This is a genomic window from Microbacterium sp. AC215 (assembly GCF_979258645.1).
The window spans coordinates 1681635-1700384 of the sequence record NZ_OZ409869.1; the positions used below are offsets into that span (position 1 = coordinate 1681635).

Here is an 18750-nt window from a genome sequence, read left to right on the forward strand (position 1 = left end):
CTGGAACGCACCCCGCCGGAACGCACCCCGTCGGGAGGAGATCTCCTTGTCGGGAGGACGAATTCGCCGCATCCGTCCTCCCGAAGCGCAGTTCTCCTCCCGAGCGGGCGACCGAACGACCGAGCACACGAGCGAGGCGGATGCCGTCAGCCGGCCAGCACCCTGGCGTCCCGCTGGGCGATGATGCTCAGCTCCGCCGCCGCGAAGGCGTGCGCCTGTGTCATCGCGTGCTCGGTGCGGTCGATGCAGTCGCGGATCAGCTGACCGAAGAAGGGGAACCCCGTCTTCCCTGTCGCGTCGAAGCGGAACTGTCCGTCCTGATCGACGAGCAGCACCTGTCCGCCGCCGTTGTCGGTCGTGATGTCGGTGTACTTGCGCAATTCGATGTATCCGTCGGTGCCGAGCAGCACGGTGCGACCGTCGCCGAAGACGTCGAGCCCCGCCGGGGTGAACCAGTCGACGCGCACGTAGCCGGTGGTGCCGTTGTCGAGCACGACGTGGGCGTCTCCGAAGTCCTGCAGGCCCGGAGTGTCGGGGTGCGCGTAGTTGGCGACGGTCGAGCTCACGATCTCGCCGGTCGTCGCGCCCGTGTAGTACAGCATCTGCTCGAAGTTGTGACTGCCGATGTCGCAGATGATGCCGCCGTACTGCTCGGTGTCGTAGAACCAGTCGGGCCGCCCCGTGCCGATGCGATGGGGGCCGAATGACGCGACCTGCAGCACGGTGCCGATCGCGCCCCGGTCGATCAGCTGGCCGGCGAGGATCGCCGCCTCGGAATGCACGCGCTCGCCGTAGTACACGGCGAACTTCCGCCCGGTGCGCTCGACGGCGTCTCGAGCGGCATCGAGGTCGTGCATCGTCGTGATGGCGGGTTTGTCGGCGAAGAAGTCCTTGCCCGCGTCGAGCACGCGCACGCCGAGTGGAGCCCGCCGATTCGCGATCGATGCACTGGCGACGAGCCGCACCTCCGAGTCGTCGAGCACCTCCCGCTCGCTCGCGGCGGCACGCGCCTGCGGGAAGCGTTCGAGGAAGTCGGCGATCTTCACCGGGTCCTCGTCGAAGACCAGCGAAAGGGTTGCGCCGGCCTCGATCAGCTGCTCGACCATGCCGACGATGTGACCGTGGTCCAGTCCGATCGCGGCGAAGACGAACTCGCCGGGTGCGACGACAGGTTCGGGGAGCGGATCGAAGGTGTAGGTGCGGGTCATCGCCGGGTCTCCTCGTGGTTCATGTCATAGGTGCGCAGGCGTCCGCACATGCCGAATCCGCGGTCTCCCCCCGAGGGTACGGCTTCGTGCACGCGAGCATCGGCCAGGTGCGCCACCGAACCGGATGCCACGGCATCGGCGAGCGCCACCGAGCGCTCGGCCTGAGCCAGCGGACCCTGGCGCACGAGGTCGCCCCACGCCTCGGCGCGGTGGCGTACGAGCACACCGGCGGCGGCATGGAACGCGCGGAGCGCGCCGTGATCCGCACCCGAGACGGCATCCCGCAGCGTCTCGAATCCCGTCACGGCGAGATCGCGTCGTCGGGCCGCTCGCTCAGCGCGTTCATCTGCATCGTCTCCGAGCGAGGCCGCCGCCGCATACGCGTCGGGGTCGCCCACGATCTCGGCGGGGAACGTCATCACCGCATCACCCGCCTCGGGGAGTCCGGCGTCGCTCATCAGCACGACGACCCGCAGGTCGCCGCCGTTCACGGCACGGTGGATGGTGCCAGGGGTGAACCAGACGACGGACCCCGACCTCAGCGGGGTCTCATGGAACCCGGCGGCGTCGATCGTCTGCAGGGCTCCCTCACCGGAGATCACGACATAGGCCTCGGTCGAGACGAGGTGCATGTGAGGGCTGCCGCCGCAGATGCCGTCCGGCGCGGCATCCGGGTAGACGTCGAGGTGCGACAGCGATGTGCCGCCGGGGAACGAGGATGCGGTCACGATGCCGCCTCCACGAGCGACGCGGTCTTCTCGAAGAAGTGCGGGGCGTTCGCCACCAGCTGTCCCGCCCGATAGTAGGGATCGGACGCCGTGATCGGCAGCGAGACGAACTGGCGCTCGAAGCCGGACTTGTAGATCGCGGTCACCACCTCGACCGCATCGCGGCCGTCCTGTCCGCCGGCGATCGGGACTCTCCCCTCACGGATCGCGCTGAGCAGGTCGCCGATCTGGCCCTCATGCCCGAGGTGGGCGAGCGGGGCACGGCCGGCGACGAGCTCCTCGATGCGTGCGACGGCCTCGGGGTCTCCGCCGTCAGCGGGAAATCCGTCGCGTCGGGACTGCTCGGCGACGACGGAGAACGGCTGGGACACCCGGGCGTTCGCCCCCTGGATCACGATCGCCTGCTCCTCCCCGTGGTGCACCACGGAGCTGGTCAGCTGCGCGAGCCCCCGTTCGTAGCGGAAGACGGCGACCGAGAGATCCTCGACTTCGGCGTTGTCGTGCTGCGCGTTGGCGAGCATGGCCGTGATCTCGGCCGGGCGTCCGAGCAGCCACAACAGCAGGTCGATGTGGTGGATGGCGTGGTTCAGCGTGCAGCCGCCCCCCTCTTTCTCCCAAGTGCCGCGCCACCAGAGGTCGTAGTACGGCAGCCCACGCCACCACGCCGAGTCGACCCGGACGTGCGAGATCGATCCGAGCAGACCCGAGTCGACGACCTCCTTCAGCGCGGCGAGATCGTCGCGGAATCGGTTCTGCGCGACGACGGACAGCACACGGCCCGAACGCTCCTGCGCGGCGAGCATCGCATCGCACTCCTCGAGGGACGGAGCCATGGGCTTCTCGACCAGCACGTGGATGCCGGCATCGAGCGCAGCGGTCGCGAGCGAGGCGTGCGTCGACGGCGGAGTCGCGATGCTCACCAGGTCGACGAGACCCGAGGCGATCATCGCGAGCGGATCATCGAACGTCGCCGCCCGCGTGAGCCCGAACGCCTCGGCCTTCTGCGCGGCCCGCCCGGGGATGACGTCGGCGAGCGCGGCGATCTCGCAGTCGCCCGCGAAGGCGAGGTATCCGCTGTTGTGCGCGTCGGCGATCCCGCCGGTGCCGATGATGCCGATCCTGAGCATTCGCTGCCTCCCCGATGAGGTGTTACTACGTATTACTAAGACGTAGTAGATACTATCGAGACAGACACCCGCCACGTCAAGCCCGGAAAGGAGGATGCCGTGGAGAAACGCCCGACCAGCCACGACGTCGCCCACCTCGCCGGGGTCTCGCAGTCCACCGTCTCTTTCGTCTTCACCGGGCGGCCGGGGATCTCCGAGGCGACGCGCGAGCGGGTGCTTCGCGCAGCATCCGAGCTGAACTACCGACCCAACCTGGCCGCCCGGTCCATGCGCACCCAGCGCACCGGCCGCCTCGCCGTCGTCGTGCCGATCGCCACGATGAATCCGCTCACTCTGCTCTCCGGCGCGATCTCCGCCGCGCGCGAGGCAGGCTACGTCGTGGAGGTGGTGAGCCTGCCCGAGGAGGCGACCGCGCGCGACGATCGCCTCGCCGATCTCATCGGGTCGGGGCAGTACGAGGGCGTGCTCGCGTTCACGCCGCTGCCCGCCACCGACTCCCCCGCCGACGGCCCCGTCGTGCTCTCGGTCGGCGAGTTCGATGACGCGATGCACATGACCGGCGCATTCACCGATTCGCGACCCATCACCGAGATGATCGAACGCCTCGCGGCACAGGGACATCGGAGATTCGTGCATCTGGCCGGCCCCGAGGACTTCCCGTCGGCACGAGCCCGTCGCGCGGCCTACCTCGAAGCGATCGAGCGTCTCGGACTCGAGTCGCTCGGTGTGTTCGGAGAGGAATGGAGCGGCAGCGCCGGTGAGGCCGCCGTCGACAGGCTGCCCGCAGACGCACCGCCGCTCGCCGTGATCGCCGCCAACGACGTGATCGCGACCGGAGCCATCCGAGCGGCGACACGACGCGGATGGACGCTGCCCGACGACGTCGCCGTCACGGGGTGGGACGATCACCCCCAGAGCGCGTTCCTCGTGCCGTCGCTGACGAGCGTGTCGCAGGACCGCGAGAGACTGGGCGCCTACTCGATGCACCGTCTGATCGCAGCCGTCCGCGGCGGCGATGAGCCGATGAAGCCCGACGGTCTGCTGACCGTCATCTGGCGCGAGTCGACCGATTCTCCCCACTGACCGCCGAGACCTGGAGGCGCACATGAAGATCCTGATCCCGAACACCATCGAGCTGCCGGTGACCGCAGACGTCGAGACCGTCGTCTACGACATCGACGCCGAGATTCCCGCCGAGCACCGTGACGCCGAAGCGCTCGTCGTCTGGCACAACTCCTCGTCGTGGCTCCGGGAAGCCGCCCGCGCACTGCCCCGCCTGCGTCTCGTCCAGGCCCTCGCCTCCGGCGCGGATGCGGTTCTCAACGCCGGGTTCGGCGCCGACGTGCGCATCTGCTCCGGTCGCTCGCTGCATGACGGACCCGTCGCCGAGCATGCGCTGACCCTGATCCTGAGCGCCGTTCGACGTCTCGACCGGCTGCGCGACGCTCAGCGCGAGCACGTCTGGGACGAGGCGTTCAACGAGGAGCAGAGCGCCGCGCCCACTCGCGCGCTCTACACGCTGTCCGGCGCCCGCGTGACCATCTGGGGATTCGGTTCGATCGCCTCGACGCTCGCGCCGTTCCTCACCGCACTCGGCGCGGAGGTGCAGGGCATCGCCCGCACCGCCGGAGAGCGATCCGGGTATCGGGTGCACTCGGATGCCGATGCAGCCGCCGTGCTGGCTGACACCGACGTGCTCGTCTCGATCCTGCCCGCCACCGACGAGACCGCCGACCTGTTCGACGCCGAGCTCTTCCTCGCGCTCAAGCCAGGCGCGGTGTTCGTGAACGTCGGTCGTGGTGTGACCGTCGACGAGGCTGCGCTGATCGCGGCGCTGGAGTCGGGACAGCTGCGCGCCGCGGCGATCGATGTCGCGAAGTCCGAGCCGCTTCCGGCATCCGACGTGCTGTGGGACGCACCGAACCTGCTCATCACCCCTCACATCGCCGGCAACCGTCCGGTCGGAGCGGCACGCCTGGTCGACCAGAACGTGACCCGCCTCCTCGCGGGCGATGATCTCCTCAACCAGGTGCACCCCTAGGGTCTGGACACCGCGGGGCGAGCGGCGCATGCTGAGGGCATGACCGCCTTTCAGACCACACACGCGTTCAGCGGGTTCAGCGTCGACGACATCGACGCCGCCCGCTCCTTCTACGGCGACACCCTCGGCATGGACGTCACCACCAATGCCATGGGATTCCTCGACATCAGCCTGCCCGACGGCGGATCGATCCTCGTCTACGGCAAGCCGAACCATGAGCCCGCGAGCTTCACGATCCTGAACTTCCCGGTGGACGACGTCGAAGCAGCCGTCGACGAGCTCAACGAGCGGGGCGTCGTGACCAAGATCTACGACGACTCGGAGTTCGCCACCGATGAGAAGGGCATCCTGCGAGGCGGTCCCGATCGAGGGCCCGACATCGCCTGGTTCACGGACCCCGCCGGCAACGTCCTCGCCGTGCTCGCCGCCGGCTGAGCGCCGCTCTCAGGCGAGGAGCGAGTCGAAGAGCTCGTTCACGGCCGGGTCGACTCGCTGCAGCTCGGGATGCGCGTCGTGCCAGTCGATGATCTCGCGCGCCGCCGTGTGCAGTGGCACGAGCGGGGCGAAGTCCGGCACGAGGCGGCGGACCTTGGTGTTGTCGAAGACGACGGAGTGCGCCATGTCACCCGTGAGCTGCCCGGCGCGGTCGGGTGCGGCATCCTCGATCGCCGCACTCGTGGCGTACCGGATCTTCGGCTCTGCTCCCGCCGCGCGACCGAGGATCGCGTAGATCTCGTTCCAGGTGTAGACGAAGTCGCTCGTGATCTGGAAGGTGTCGCCGTAGGCGAGCGGGTTGCCGAGCAGCCCCGCGAAGCCCACCGCGAAGTCGCTCGAGTGCGTGAGCGTCCACAGCGACGTGCCGTCGCCGTGGACGATGATCTCCTCACCCCGGCGGATGCGGTCGATCGCCGTCCACCCTCCGAACGCCGGGATCGTCCACTTGTCGTAGGTGTGCGAAGGCCGCAGCACCGTGACCGGGAATCCGCGATCCCGGTACGCGGCGGTCAGCAGGTCCTCGCAGGCGATCTTGTCGCGCGAGTACTGCCAGTACGGATTGCGCAGCGGTGTGGACTCGGTGATCGGAAGACGAGAGACCGGCTTCTGGTAGGCGGATGCCGAACTGATGAAGACGTACTGTCCCGTCCGGCCCTCGAAGCGCTCGATGTCCCGCTGCACCTGATCCGGCGTGAAGGCGATCATGTCGGCGACGACATCGAACTCACGACCGGCGAGGGCGGCGTCGACCGCTGCCGCATCCGACACATCCGCCGTCAGCACCTCGACGCCGTCAGCGGGCTCGCGCTGCGACTGTCCGCGATTCAGCAGAGTGACCTCCATCCCCCGGGACGCCGCGAGCGCACTCGCCGCCGAGGAGATGATTCCGGTTCCACCGATGAACAACACCGTCGTCGCAGTCATGCATCCGACTCTAGCGACGGGTCAGGCGAGGAGGCCGCCTAGGCGAGGTGCTCGAAGAGCGCGCGGACGGCCCCTTCGACGGCATCCGGATCTTCCGCACGGATCGCGTGGGCGACGGCTTCGGCCGCAGCGACCAGCCCGGGTGTCGCGTCGTCTCCGGGTACAGTCTCGGAGAACTGCAGCGCGCATTGAGCGAGGATCGTGGCCTCGACCAGGTGCATCGCCTGTCGCGGATGCCGCACGAGATCGTCGACGGCGGTGAGGAACGCGATGGCCGCGGCGTCGCGGTCGGCTGCGGCCTGCGCGCGACCGATCTCCTCGGCATACGCCGCGAGATCGGAGCGGACGCCTTCCGCGGCCGTGGGCAGCGCCGTGCGGAGCGCCGTCCCCGCGAGCACGCCGGCGTAGCTGATGGCGGCACGCGACTCGCGTGCGGTGAGGTCCGCGACCTTGGTGTAGCGCGCGGGAGTGACCTCGACCAGTCCGATGTCACGCAGCCGGATGATCGCTTCGCGGATCGGGTTGAGCGACATGTCGAGCTCTCGGGCGAAGCGCATCGTGTTGAGCGTGTCGCCCGACCGATAGTCCCCCCGCAGGATCGCCCCGAGGATGTGCTGGAAGGCAAGTTCGGGCAGCGGCACGGCACCGCGATGGGTCCAGTGGTGCGTCCGTGGATCCGCGTAGGCGATGGTCATTGGTGCTCCCCAGGTCCGTTGTGTACGCCCCCTGTGACAGGGGCCCCCACTAGACAGACTCGCTGCCGCCCGGAATATTACGCAGCGCCAGGGAAAAAGTCAGACGACGCTGGCGCCGGGCGCCGCAGCGAACTCCTCGAGAGCGGTGACGACGTCGTCGGAGAGCTCGACCTGGCTGGCCGCCACCGCGTCGTCGATCTGGCCCGTGCGCGATGCTCCGATGATCGCGGTGGTCACCACGGAGTCCCGCAGCACCCACGCGACGGCGAGCTGGGGAATCGAGAGGCCCGCGTCCTTCGCGACGCGGTCGATGCCGCGGATGCGCTCGAGGTAGCTGTCGGTGAGCGCGGACCCGTTCAGGAAATGGCTGTTCGCGGCACGCGAGTCGGCCGGGACGTCACCGTCGATGTACTTGCCGGTGAGCAGGCCCTGCGCGAGCGGCGAGAACACGGCGCTGCCGATCTCCAGCTCGCGCAGCGCCGGGAACAGCTCGGCCTCGGGAGTGCGGTCGAACAGCGAGTACCGCGGCTGGTGCAGCAGCAGCCTCACGCCCTGATCCGCGAGCAGCTGATACGCGCGACGCGCCAGCTCGGCCGGGTAGTTCGAGATGCCCACGTACAGCGCCTTGCCGCTGCGCACGATGTCGGCGAGCGCCGTGACCGTCTCCTCCAGCGGGGTCTCGGGGTCGGGGCGGTGCGAGTAGAACACGTCGACGTAGTCGGTGTCCATGCGCTGCAGACTCTGCTCGAGCGAGCGCATGAGGTACTTGCGCGATCCGCCGTCGCCGAACGGCCCCGGCCACATGTCGTAGCCGGCCTTGGTCGTGACGAACAGCTCGTCTCGGTAGCGGGCGAGCCCGCTGTCGAGAACGGCGCCGAACGTCGACTCGGCGGACCCGTACGGCGGGCCGTAGTTGTTCGCGAGGTCGATGTGCACGACACCGCGGTCGAACGCGTGCAGCACGATCTCGCGCTGACTGTCGAAGGTGCGGTCACGACCGAAGTTCTGCCAGAGTCCGAGCGACACCTTCGGCAGCTTCACCCCGCTGGCGCCTGCGCGCTGGAACGGCACGTCGGTGTAGCGGGTGGCCGCAGCCTCGTAGGCATGCGTCAGGCGGGGGTCATCGGCGGCGATGGGCATGAGGGACGCTCCTGGATCCGAGGCGGGAAGAGCTTCAGGATAGCGCTTTCTCGCACAGCGGGACCAGGACTCCGATGCATGCTGCGCCGGCATACGGGCGTCCGCGCTCGCAGGCCCGACCGACCGCTGTCAACCACACCGACGAAGTCCGACGGTCGGGGTAGCGTGACGGAGAGACGGCGATCATCGCATTCACCCCCGCTCCCCGCGGGAAACGAGAAGAGGTCCATGATGGGCGGGACCCCACCGTCGAAGCTGTCCGGCACGTCGAACGCCATCGTCGTGACCGGAGCACGGGTGCACAATCTTCGCGACGTGAGCGTCGCGATACCCCGCGACGCCCTCGTGGCCTTCACCGGCGTCTCCGGCTCGGGCAAGAGCTCCCTCGCATTCGGCACGTTGTACGCCGAGGCGCAGCGTCGGTACTTCGAGTCGGTGGCGCCCTACGCGAGGCGCCTGATGAGCCAGGTCGACATCCCCGACGTCGACGCCATCGGCGGGCTGCCTCCGGCGGTGGCCCTCCCCCAGCAGCGCACCGCGGGAAGCGCTCGATCGACCGTCGGCAGCGCCACGTCGATCGGCAACGTCATCCGCATGCTGTTCTCGCGAGTGGGCACATACCCCAGTGGGGCGGAGCCGCTGTTCGCGGAGGACTTCTCCGCGAACACCGTGCAGGGCGCGTGCCCGCGCTGCCACGGGATCGGGCAGGTGTACGACGTGCCGCTGCACCTCATGGTCCCCGACGAGTCGCTGTCGATCCGCGACCGTGCGCTCGACGCCTGGCCGCGCGCCTGGCACGGCAAGCAGCTCATCGACAGCCTGATATCGCTCGGCTACGACATCGACATCCCGTGGCGCGATCTGCCTGAGAAGCAGCGTCAGTGGGTGCTCTACACCGAGGAGTCGCCTCAGGTTCCGGTGTTCACCGACCGCGGCCCGGCGCAGGTGCGCAAGGCCGTCGCGGCCGGCATCGAGCCCTCGTACATGAGCACGTTCGTCGGCGTGAGGCAGTACGTGCTCAACACCTTCGCCAACTCGAAGAGCGCGAAGATGCGCGAGAAGGCGGCGAGCTTCATGGTCAGCGTCCGCTGCCCGATGTGCGACGGACGCCGCCTGAAGCCCGAGGCGCTCGCCGTGACGTTCGCCGGTCTCGACATCACCGAGATGGCCGCGATGCCACTCGCGGACCTCGAGGCACTCCTCGAGACGGCACTCGACTCCTCCGGCAACGGAACGGATGCCCCCGGCGCCGGTGGCGAAGCGCTCCCACCCGAGAAGAAGCTCGCGGCGCACCGGCTGGTCGACGAGCTGCGCGATCGGATCTCCCCCATCATCGAGCTCGGTCTGGGCTACCTCTCGCTGGATCGCTCGACCCCGACGCTCTCGTCGGGTGAGCTGCAGCGTATGCGGCTCGCGACCCAGGTGCTGTCGCAGCTGTTCGGGGTCATGTTCGTGCTCGACGAGCCGTCTGCCGGCCTCCACCCCGCCGACGGCGAAGCGCTCGTGCGCATCCTCCGCTCGTTGCGAGACTCCGGAAACACGGTCTTCTTCGTCGAGCACTCCCTCGACGTGATCCGGCATGCGGACTGGATCGTCGATATCGGCCCCGGAGCGGGATCCACCGGCGGTGAGATCGTCTATTCCGGCCCGATCGATGGGCTGCGGGACGCGGAGCGCTCCCAGACGAGACGATATCTGTTCGCCGACGACCTGCGGGCCGAGCAGCCGACGGCACAGCCGCGGGCCCCTCGCGAGCCCGATGCCGAACTCGTGCTCGTCGACGTCTCGCGGAACAATCTCCGCAGCGTCTCGGTGTCGATCCCCCTCGGCTGCCTCACCGCCGTCACGGGCGTCTCCGGGTCGGGCAAGTCGTCTCTCGTCACCCAGGCCCTGCCCGACCTGATGCACAGCAGCCTCTCCAGCGAGGTGGACGGCTCGTCGACCGACACGTCGACGAGGGAAGAGCAGGGCAGCGCAGCAGCTGATCCGCTGTTCTCCGCACCGATCGCCCACACGACGGGTCGCGCCTCCGGTCCCGCCGACCGCGTGCGACGCGTGGTGCAGGTCAGTCAGAAGCCGATCGGCCGCACCTCTCGATCGAACGTGGCGACGTACACCGGGCTCTTCGACCGCGTCCGCGCGCTGTTCGCCGCGACACCGGAAGCACGTCGGAGGCGCTACGCCGCGAGCCGCTTCTCGTTCAACCTGGCGAGCGGGCGATGCCCCACCTGCAAGGGCGAGGGCACGGTCGAGGTCGAGCTGCTCTTCCTCCCCACCGTCCACGCCCCCTGCGGCACCTGCGGCGGCACGCGCTACAACCCGGAGACCCTCGAGATCGAGCTCCACGGGCACACCATCGCCGACGTCCTCGCCCTGAGCGTGAACGACGCGCGTGTCCTCTTCGAGGACGATGCCGACGTCGCGCGACATCTCGATGCCCTCCTCGACGTGGGGCTCGGGTATCTGCCGCTGGGCCAGTCGGCGACCGAGCTCTCCGGCGGCGAGGCGCAGCGCGTGAAGCTGGCGTCCGAACTGCGGCGCGCCCAGCACGGCGACACCCTCTACCTGCTCGATGAGCCCACCTCAGGACTGCATCCGTCGGACACCGATCGGCTGCTCGTCCATCTTCAGCATCTCGTCGACGCCGGCAACACGGTCGTGATGGTCGAGCACGACATGCGCGTGGTCGCACAGGCCGACTGGGTGATCGACATGGGACCGGGAGCCGGAGAGCTCGGCGGCACTGTCGTGGCGCAGGGAACTCCGCGTTCCGTCGCCTCCGCGAGCGGAAGCACCACGGCGTCGTACCTCGCGGATGCCATCGCGGCTCAGGAACTCGGAGTCAGCGCCTGAGAACAGAAAATCCCTGCCGAGGCAGGGATTCTTTCTGCGGAGACGAGGGGATTTGAACCCCTGGTCCCCGTGAGGGGACTCCACCTTAGCAGGGTGGTGCACTCGGCCGGACTATGCGACGTCTCCAGGCATCCGAACCGTGAAGAGCGGATGCACCTTGCAATCATAACGGGTTCCCGTGGCTGGAACGAATCGGGGCTCAGGGTCCTCGGCCGGGCCGCCTGCAGGACGAAAGCACATCTGCAGGACGAGACCCGACGGATGCTCCCGCATCCGTGCTCCGGTCATGCACACGGCACGGGTGACGGCGCGTGACCCGAGACGATCCCTCAGCCGGCGCTCGATTCGCGCACCACGAGTTCGGGCTGGAACCGTACGCGACGGTCGTGCTCGACGCCGTCGAGCTCCTTCAGCAGCAGATCCACCCCGGTCCAGCCGAGCAGCCTGGCGGGCTGGCGCACGGAGCTCAGCGGCACGACGGTCGCCGAGGCGAAGTCGATGTCGTCGTACCCGACCATGGCGATGTCCTGGGGCACGCGGATGCCGGAGCCGAAGCTGAACGCCTGCAGCAGCCCGACGGCGAGCAGGTCGTTCGCGGCGAAGACGGCATCCGGGCGCGATTCGGGCCCACGCGCCGCGATGGCCTCGCCCGCAGCCCTGCCCTGGAGCACCGTGAGCGCGGACTGCTCGAAGATCTCGAGAGTGACATCGGGGTGAGCGGCGACGGCCGCCTGCACGCCGCGCAGACGATCGGCGACCTGCTGCACTGACTGCGGTCCTCCGACGAATGCCAGCCGGCGACGTCCCGAAGCCAGCAGATGATCGGCAGCCAGGCGTCCGCCTTCGACGTCATCGACCGAGACCGACGGCAGCAGCCCCTCCTCCACCTCGCGGTCGACGAGGATCACCGGCATGCCGCCCGCGGCGAATCGATGCACGGCCGAGAGGTCGTCGGTGGCGGGTGTGAGCAGCACGCCGTTGACCCGCTGCTCCTGGAAGAGCTCGAGGTGCGCGACCTGGCGCTCGTCTCGCTCGTCGCTGTTGCCGAGCAGCACCGTCATGCCGGCATCCGCTGCCCGGTCCTCCGCGCCGCGCACGACCTCGGCGAAGAACGGGTTGCCGATGTCGGGCACCACGAGTCCGATGCTGCGGCTGCGACCTGCGCGCAGCTGCCTGGCGGCGTCGTTGCGAACGAAGCCGAGTTCCTGGATCACCCGCTGCACGCGCTCGACCGTCTTGGCGGACACGCGCTCGGGCTGATTGAGCACGTTCGAGACGGTGCCGACCGAGACGCCGGCCGCAGCCGCCACGTCCTTCACCCCTACCGCCATGGCCTGCCTCCGTCCGTCCGCGCGTGCGCCACGACTACCTTCTCATTCCGCGGGGTGAACTCCGCGCCGGCGACGCCCCGGAACCGCGACGACGGCGAGCGCCGCGCAGCCGATGCCCGCGATGAACAGGGGCGCGAGCGCCCAGGTCACGACGCCGGTGAAGACGGCCGCGGCCGCGATGTACGCGGCTCCGGCGGCATCCGCTGTGATCATCCCCGGCACGGCGCGCACCGCGGCGGTCCACCCGGTCGACGGCGACCAGGCGCCGGCGGCAAGCAGCACGGCGACCGCGAGAGCGAGCAGCCCCGCCCAGCCGATGACCGCGATGATCTCGCCACCGGGCAGTGCGCCCGAGCCTGCGAGCACGACGTCGACCGTGAGCACGGCGGCGATCAGCGCCGCCGGCACCCCGACGCGGAGCGAGGGCAGGATGCCGGTGCGCACGTCGTCCCAGAACAGGGCCGTGCGCGAATCCTCCGCGGCGACGAAGCGACGCAGGTGACGGATGCCGGCGGCCAGGGCGATCGGCAGCGTGACGACGCCGAGGGCGATGATCGTCATCAGCAGTCCGACCGTGAGCACCTCGCCGAACAGACCGAACTTGGCGGTCGCTCCGGGGTTGACCCCGGGCTCGACACCGGCGACCGTCGGGCCGGCGCCCGACCGCGCCTCGCGCTTCGCCGCCCGGTGCGCCCGACGCTCTGCGTTGATGACCGACATGACTAGCCCTTCAGTCCCTGCGTGGCGACTCCGTCGACGAGGAAGCGCTGGAAGACCACGAAGAAGAGCAGCACCGGCACGAGGGCCACGAACGACGCCGTGACCGTCGCGCCGTAGTCGGACGACGAGGTCTGGTCGTTGTAGAGGCGCAGCGCGATCGGCAGCGGGTAGTTCTCGGGGCTCGTCAGGTAGAGCAGCGGGCCGAGGAAGTCGTTCCACGCCCAGATGAACGAGAAGATCGCGCAGGTGATCAGGGCGGGCTTGATGAGCGGCAGGATGATCGACCAGAAGATCCGCAGGTGGCCTGCTCCGTCGATGCGCGCCGCTTCATCCATGTCGCGGGGCATCTGGCGGATGAACTGCACGAGAAGGAAGACGAAGAACGCCTCGGTGGCGAGGAACTTCGGCAGGATCAGCGGGATGAAGGTGTCGACCCATCCGAGCTGGTTGAAGATGATGTACTGCGGGATGATCACGACGTGGAACGGCAGCAGCAGCGTGCCGATCATCGCGGCGAACAGCACGCCGAGTCCCTTGAACTGCACTCGTGCGAAGGCGTAGGCGGCGAGCGCCGACGAGAGCACCGTGCCGACGACGGCCGAGACCGCCAGGATCAGCGAGTTCAGGAAGAAGCGCCACATCGGCACTCCGGCGATGCCCTCCATGACCTTGCCGTAGTTGTCGAGCGTCGGTGCCTGCGGCAGCAGACCGGGGTTCTGACCGAACTCGGAGTTCGGCTTGAACGTCGACAGGAACAGCCACAGCAGCGGGTAGAGCACCACCGCGGTGAGCACGAGGAGACCGATGAACCAGATGACGGTCTGCCAGGTCTTGCGCTTGATGCGGCGACGCGGGGCGGGCGGACCGACGGGCGTCGTCTGCTGCGCGGCGAAGACCGGAGTGGATGCGGCGCCGGACGTGGTCGCCTGATTGGAGGTGCTCATTTGTCGTCTCCCGAGTAGTGCACCCACGACCTCTGAGTGCGGAAGAGGATGAAGGCGATGATCGCGACGACGACGAGCAGGACCCACGCGATCGCGGCCGCGTAGCCCATCTGTCCGTCGGAGAACCCTCGCTTGTACAGGTACACGGTGATGAAGTTCGTCATGCCGGCGGGGCCGCCGGTGCCGTTCGAGATGATGTACGCCGAGGCGAACACCTGGAACGCGCCGATGAGACCGAGCAGCAGGTTGAAGAACATCACCGGGGAGAGCATCGGGATCGTCACCGCGCGGAACCGACGGTAGGCGTTCGCGCCGTCCATTTCCGCGGCCTCGTACAGCTCCTTGGGGATCTGCTTGAGACCCGCGAGGAAGATCACCATCGTGGCTCCGAACTGCCAGACGGCGAGCAGGATCATCATCGGGAGCACGAGGCTCGGGTTGCCGATCCATCCGCCGAGATCCACGCCGAAGATCTGCAGACCGCTGTCGACCGGACCGTCGGAGGAGAACATGGCCCGCCACACGATGGCGACCGAGACCGAGCCGCCGATGAGGGACGGCGCGTAGAAGGCGGAGCGGAAGAAGCCGGCGCCCTTGTCGCGGTAGTTCAGGAGCATCGCGACGCCGAGGGCGGCCGCGAGGGTGATCGGAGTGCCGATGAAGACGTAGACGAGGGTGATCTGCGCCGACTGGATGAAGTTCGGGTCGCTCGTGAAGAGTCGGATGTAGTTGTCCAGCCCGATCCACTTGGGCGGCTGGAAGATGTTGTACTTCGTGAAGGAGAGGTACAGGGAGTAGATCATCGGCACGGCGGTGAGACCGAAGAAGCCGATGAGCCACGGGGTGAGGAACGCATAGCCGGTCGCCGTCTCACGCCGCAGACGTGCGCGCTGGCCCGGCCGCGCGAGTTCGTTCTCGGGGCGGCGGCCGCTGCGCAGCGCCCGCCCTCGCCCGGACTTCTTGCCCGTGACGATCGTCCTGGTCGCCGTCGTGCTCATGACAGCTCCTTCCGAAGTGGATGGGATGCGGTGGGCCGGGCGGATGCCACCCGGCCCACCGACGGGATCACTGGTTGAGGACGACGTCCATCTCGGAGAAGAACTGCGTCACGGCCTCGTCGACCGTCGTGGTGCCGAAGTTCAGCTCGGTGCCCAGCACCCGGAACTTCTCCTCGAGGGTGCCGTAGCCGACGATCGGCACGGGCGGAGCGTCGCCGAGGCGGTCGGCGATCGACTCCTCGTAGTCCTTGACGAGCTGGCTCATGGGATCGAGCTCTGCGGCCTCGAGAGCGGTCTCGGAGGCGGGGAGGCCACGGTTGGTGCCGAAGATCTCGCCGGACTCGGGCGAGTTGACCAGGAAGTTGACGAGCGTCGCCGCCGCCTCCGGGTGCTCGGTCTTGGCCGAGATCGTGTGCAGCATCGAGGGCTTCAGGTACAGATCCTTCGCGCCCTCCTTCGTGACCGGCGGGGCGACGAGGCCGAGCTCGGTGTAGCTCTCGCCGAGGTTGGCGAGGTAGCCCGCACCGAAGTTGTCCCACGTCAGCTCGCTGGCGTTCTTCGCGGCGTCGAACGCGGTGAGGGGGTTGAGCTCCTCGACGACCTGCTGCGGAACGACGACTCCGTCACGGATGTCGTCTCCGGCCTCCCAGAACTCCTTCAGACGGTCTTCGTCGAAGCCGGGCGTGCCGTCTTCGTCGAACAGGTTCTTGCCCTCGCTGCGCAGCTGCAGCTCGAAGTTCTGGATGCGCCCCGTCCAGTCGGACCCGCCCCAGAACTCACCCGCGCCGGCATCGGTGATCTCGCCCATCCACTCGTCGTAGTCCTCCCAGTCGCCCCCGGGGAACTCCTCGACGCCTGCGGTCTCGAGCAGCTGGGGGTTGGTGAAGACGCCCCACGCGTTGGTCGAGGTGGTGATGCCGTAGGTCGTGTCATCGACGACGCCGATGCCGAGGATGTTCTCGGAGAGCGGCTCGGTGTCGATGACCGAGCCGAGGTAGGGCTCGAGGTCGAGCAGCAGGCCGTTCTCCGAGTACTGACGCAGGTACGAGTAGTCGAACTGCATGACGTCGGGGAGTCCGCCGCCGGCGGCCTCGGTCTGGCGCTTCTCCCAGAACTCCGGGAACCCGAGGAACGTCGCGTTCACCGTGATGTTCGGGTACTCCTCGTTGAACGCCTCGATCGCCTGGTTGTAGAGATCGGCGCGGACGTCGTTGCCCCAGAACGCCAGGTCGAGGGTGACCTTCTCGTCGGGGTCGTACGTGGGCTCGCCCTCGGGGCTGCCTCCGCCGGCGCAGCCGGCGAGTACCAGCGCTGCGCTGGTGGCGACGGCCGCTGCGGCCGCCAGACGCTTCTTGCTGAACATCGTTGTCCTCTCTGATGAACGTCCTCGTTCGGCAGGGCCGCGGAACGCCTGTGTCCATGTGGTGCGGGATGCGATCTCCATCGTGCGGGGAAAACGCTTACCTGCACGCTAATCCAGATTGAAACGTTTCGCAACCGGCAATTCGCGGCGGGGATTACATCGATTACCGCGGGGTCTTCGATCCTCTCACGATCAGCTTCCCGCCCTCGACCTCGAGCCCCACGCGACGGACGGCGGATCGCCTCTGCTCGCCCGTCGCAGAGTGGGCCGGAGGCCCCTCCGCGGCGGCGAAGAAGTAGAACCACAGGTCGTCGCCGACGCGCACCTGCGCGCCGTGACTGCCGTGCCCTCCGGTCGGCAGATCAGCGAGGATGACGGCATCCGCATCACCCTGACGCGTCCAGCGCGTGCCGTCGTCGGAACGATAGACGCCCATCCCCCGCCACTCGTCCACGATCAGCCACCAGAGACCGCCGAGCTCGAACACCGTCGGCCCCTCGTGCGGCCGCCCTCCGACAGCGACGCCGTCGAGGGACCAGTCCGCGAGGTCGGGCGATGACGCGACCATGGTCACCGAGTCCGCCGCCTCATCCTTGTACCAGAGGCGCCACAGTCCGTCGGGCGTGCGCGCGACGGCCGCATCGATCACACGATCGCTGCTCAGCACGAGCGGGCCGCATCTCGACCAGTGCCTCAGGTCGTCGGAGGCGTACTCGACGATGGCGCGAGCGAACCCCGGCCAGCGGTCGGGGATGCCGTCGATCTCGGTGAGATGCATCCGCCAGCGCGCACCGTCCCAGAAGACCTCCGGGGCCCAGTGGGTGCGGTCGACCTCGGCGGGCGGCGGGCCGGTCTCGAGGACGAGATCGGATGCCGTGGGCTCGAGCGTTCCGTCGTAGTGCCAGTCCAGGCCGTCGGTCGATGTCGCGACCCCGATCCGGCTGCCGTGCACCCACGACACCCCCGGTCCCGCATCGGCGAGGCTCGCCCGACGCTGGGTGTAGAACATCCACCACAGCCCGTCGGCGTCGACCACGACCCGCGGATCGGTGGCGCCGTCGTAGACGGGGTCGCGGTAGAGCTCTCTCATCTGCGGAGATCGGTGACCGGACTCGCGAAGCCGGCCCGGTGCGTGGGGTGCGAGCCCAGAAGCTCGGGGGTGATCACCGTGCCGTCTGCGGCGGCCGAGGCGTAGATGGCCGCCACGATCTCGAGCGAGCGTGCGGGCGCATCAGCGGTAGGAGGCAGGGGTGCGCCCTCCAGCAGAGCGTCGAACACGTCGCGCAGCAGCGGCTCGTGGTCGCTGCGCTCCTCGGCATCCGGGAACGCCCATCCCTCGGCCTCCGGCTCGAAGCCGGGCGCCGGGGTGATCCGCCAGTTCTCATGACCGTGGGCGTAGACGTGGTCGACCGTGACCGTGGCCTTCTGGGTGTCGATGCGGATAGAGCTCGTCTCTCGCGGCGACACGGCACTGGTGACGAGCTGCGCGACCACTCCCTGGCCGAAGACGATGGTCGCGGTCGAGACGTCCTCGGTCTCGGTCTCGCGGTCGAGCCGCCAGAGCCTGCCCTGCACAGACGACCAGTCGCCCAGCAGGTGCGCGAGCAGGTCGATCTGGTGGATGCCGTGGCCCAGGGTCGTTCCGCCGCCCTCCGTCTCCCACTTGCCGCGCCACGGCACCGCGAAGTAGTCGGCGTCACGGAACCAGAGCGTCTGGCACACGGCGACGAGCGGGCGGCCGAGGGCTCCGCTCTGCAGCAGCCCGCGCACGTGCGCCGCGGCCGTGCCGGTGCGCTGCTGGAAGACGACCGCCAGCTGCCTGCCCGCGGCCTCAGCCGCCGCGCGCATCTCGTCGAGCTCATCGAGCGAGGGTGCCGGCGGCTTCTCGACGATCACATGCGCGCCGGCTGCGAAGGCTGCGAGCGACTGCGAACGGTGCGGCCCGGGCGGCGTGCAGATGAGCACGACGTCGGGGTGCTCGGCGGCGAGCATCTCGTCGAGGTCGCCGTAGGCGGCATCGATGCCGTATCGGCCGGCGAACTCCTGCGCCTTCTCCCGGCTGAGGTCGGCGACGGCGACGAGCTCGGCGCGCGGGTACGCGGCGACCGCGCGGGCGTGCGCGTTCGCCACCGCCCCGGTGCCGACCAGGGCCGCGCGAAGGGTCTTCTCGGTTGTCATCGTTC

17 protein-coding genes and 1 tRNA gene are annotated in these 18750 nt (G+C 68.8%); 4 read left to right on the forward strand and 14 right to left on the reverse strand.

Translation table 11 applies throughout. The annotated features are described in order from the left end of the window. Positions 1-146: 146 nt before the first annotated feature. From ACZZZF_RS08320 to ACZZZF_RS08330, 3 genes are read right to left on the reverse strand one after another with little or no spacing between them, the layout of a single operon-like run. Complete coding sequence (locus ACZZZF_RS08320) at positions 147-1208, reverse strand: Gfo/Idh/MocA family protein (RefSeq protein ID WP_372983829.1); 1062 nt, start codon at positions 1206-1208, stop codon at positions 147-149. Next, complete coding sequence (locus tag ACZZZF_RS08325; protein ID WP_372983828.1) at positions 1205-1936, reverse strand: cupin domain-containing protein; 732 nt, start codon at positions 1934-1936, stop codon at positions 1205-1207. The genes ACZZZF_RS08320 and ACZZZF_RS08325 overlap by 4 nt, the downstream gene beginning before the upstream one ends. Continuing rightward, positions 1933-3063, reverse strand: coding sequence for a Gfo/Idh/MocA family protein (locus ACZZZF_RS08330; protein WP_463497927.1), 1131 nt, complete (start codon positions 3061-3063; stop codon positions 1933-1935). The genes ACZZZF_RS08325 and ACZZZF_RS08330 overlap by 4 nt, the downstream gene beginning before the upstream one ends. Positions 3064-3162: 99 nt before the next feature. On the opposite strand from ACZZZF_RS08330, the gene ACZZZF_RS08335 reads away from it, so the two are divergent. Genes ACZZZF_RS08335 through ACZZZF_RS08345 form a run of 3 tightly spaced genes read left to right on the forward strand, consistent with a single transcriptional unit; the run spans position 3163 to position 5539 of the window. Further along, entirely contained in the window at positions 3163-4146 is a 984-nt protein-coding gene (locus tag ACZZZF_RS08335) for a LacI family DNA-binding transcriptional regulator (RefSeq protein WP_463497928.1), read from the forward strand. A gap of 22 nt (positions 4147-4168) precedes the next feature. Next, positions 4169-5104, forward strand: coding sequence for an NAD(P)-dependent oxidoreductase (locus tag ACZZZF_RS08340; RefSeq protein WP_056276856.1), 936 nt, complete (start codon positions 4169-4171; stop codon positions 5102-5104). Positions 5105-5143: 39 nt separating this feature from the next. Beyond that, the gene (locus ACZZZF_RS08345) at positions 5144-5539 is read left to right on the forward strand and encodes a VOC family protein (RefSeq protein ID WP_053098770.1); all 396 of its coding nucleotides are present in this window, start codon (positions 5144-5146) and stop codon (positions 5537-5539) included. 9 nt (positions 5540-5548) lie between these two features. Here ACZZZF_RS08345 and ACZZZF_RS08350 read toward each other — a convergent pair whose 3' ends face one another. The 3 genes from ACZZZF_RS08350 to ACZZZF_RS08360 form a co-directional block, all read right to left on the reverse strand. Further along, positions 5549-6523 (reverse strand): NAD-dependent epimerase/dehydratase family protein, encoded by a 975-nt coding sequence (locus ACZZZF_RS08350; protein ID WP_187249940.1) that lies wholly within the window; start codon positions 6521-6523, stop codon positions 5549-5551. Positions 6524-6561: 38 nt separating this feature from the next. Further along, on the reverse strand, positions 6562-7218 hold the full coding sequence (locus ACZZZF_RS08355; RefSeq protein WP_363519646.1) for a GntR family transcriptional regulator: 657 nt from the start codon (positions 7216-7218) through the stop codon (positions 6562-6564). A 99-nt stretch (positions 7219-7317) separates the two neighbouring features. Then, positions 7318-8358: an aldo/keto reductase gene (locus tag ACZZZF_RS08360; RefSeq protein WP_400340239.1), complete on the reverse strand. Its 1041-nt coding sequence runs from the start codon at positions 8356-8358 to the stop codon at positions 7318-7320. 228 nt (positions 8359-8586) lie between these two features. Between ACZZZF_RS08360 and ACZZZF_RS08365 the strand changes: the two genes are divergently transcribed. Further along, the gene (locus tag ACZZZF_RS08365; protein ID WP_463497930.1) at positions 8587-11211 is read left to right on the forward strand and encodes an excinuclease ABC subunit UvrA; all 2625 of its coding nucleotides are present in this window, start codon (positions 8587-8589) and stop codon (positions 11209-11211) included. Positions 11212-11248: 37 nt separating this feature from the next. On the opposite strand, the gene ACZZZF_RS08370 is transcribed toward ACZZZF_RS08365, so the two are convergent. The 8 genes from ACZZZF_RS08370 to ACZZZF_RS08405 form a co-directional block, all read right to left on the reverse strand. Then, positions 11249-11337 (reverse strand) — tRNA-Ser (locus ACZZZF_RS08370). Positions 11338-11540: 203 nt separating this feature from the next. Further along, on the reverse strand, positions 11541-12542 hold the full coding sequence (locus ACZZZF_RS08375) for a LacI family DNA-binding transcriptional regulator (protein ID WP_056276845.1): 1002 nt from the start codon (positions 12540-12542) through the stop codon (positions 11541-11543). Between the two features lie 42 nt (positions 12543-12584). Next, on the reverse strand, positions 12585-13262 hold the full coding sequence (locus ACZZZF_RS08380; RefSeq protein WP_053098765.1) for a hypothetical protein: 678 nt from the start codon (positions 13260-13262) through the stop codon (positions 12585-12587). Positions 13263-13264: 2 nt separating this feature from the next. Continuing rightward, the gene (locus ACZZZF_RS08385) at positions 13265-14206 is read right to left on the reverse strand and encodes a carbohydrate ABC transporter permease (RefSeq protein ID WP_053098764.1); all 942 of its coding nucleotides are present in this window, start codon (positions 14204-14206) and stop codon (positions 13265-13267) included. After that, the gene (locus ACZZZF_RS08390) at positions 14203-15204 is read right to left on the reverse strand and encodes a carbohydrate ABC transporter permease (RefSeq protein WP_053098763.1); all 1002 of its coding nucleotides are present in this window, start codon (positions 15202-15204) and stop codon (positions 14203-14205) included. The genes ACZZZF_RS08385 and ACZZZF_RS08390 overlap by 4 nt, the downstream gene beginning before the upstream one ends. Positions 15205-15271: 67 nt before the next feature. Then, positions 15272-16567, reverse strand: coding sequence for an ABC transporter substrate-binding protein (locus ACZZZF_RS08395; protein ID WP_053098762.1), 1296 nt, complete (start codon positions 16565-16567; stop codon positions 15272-15274). 163 nt (positions 16568-16730) lie between these two features. Next, a complete protein-coding gene (locus tag ACZZZF_RS08400; RefSeq protein ID WP_463497932.1) occupies positions 16731-17657 on the reverse strand; it encodes a glycoside hydrolase family protein in 927 nt (308 codons plus the stop codon). Next, positions 17654-18745 (reverse strand): Gfo/Idh/MocA family protein, encoded by a 1092-nt coding sequence (locus ACZZZF_RS08405; RefSeq protein ID WP_463497934.1) that lies wholly within the window; start codon positions 18743-18745, stop codon positions 17654-17656. The genes ACZZZF_RS08400 and ACZZZF_RS08405 overlap by 4 nt, the downstream gene beginning before the upstream one ends. Positions 18746-18750 lie beyond the last annotated feature (5 nt).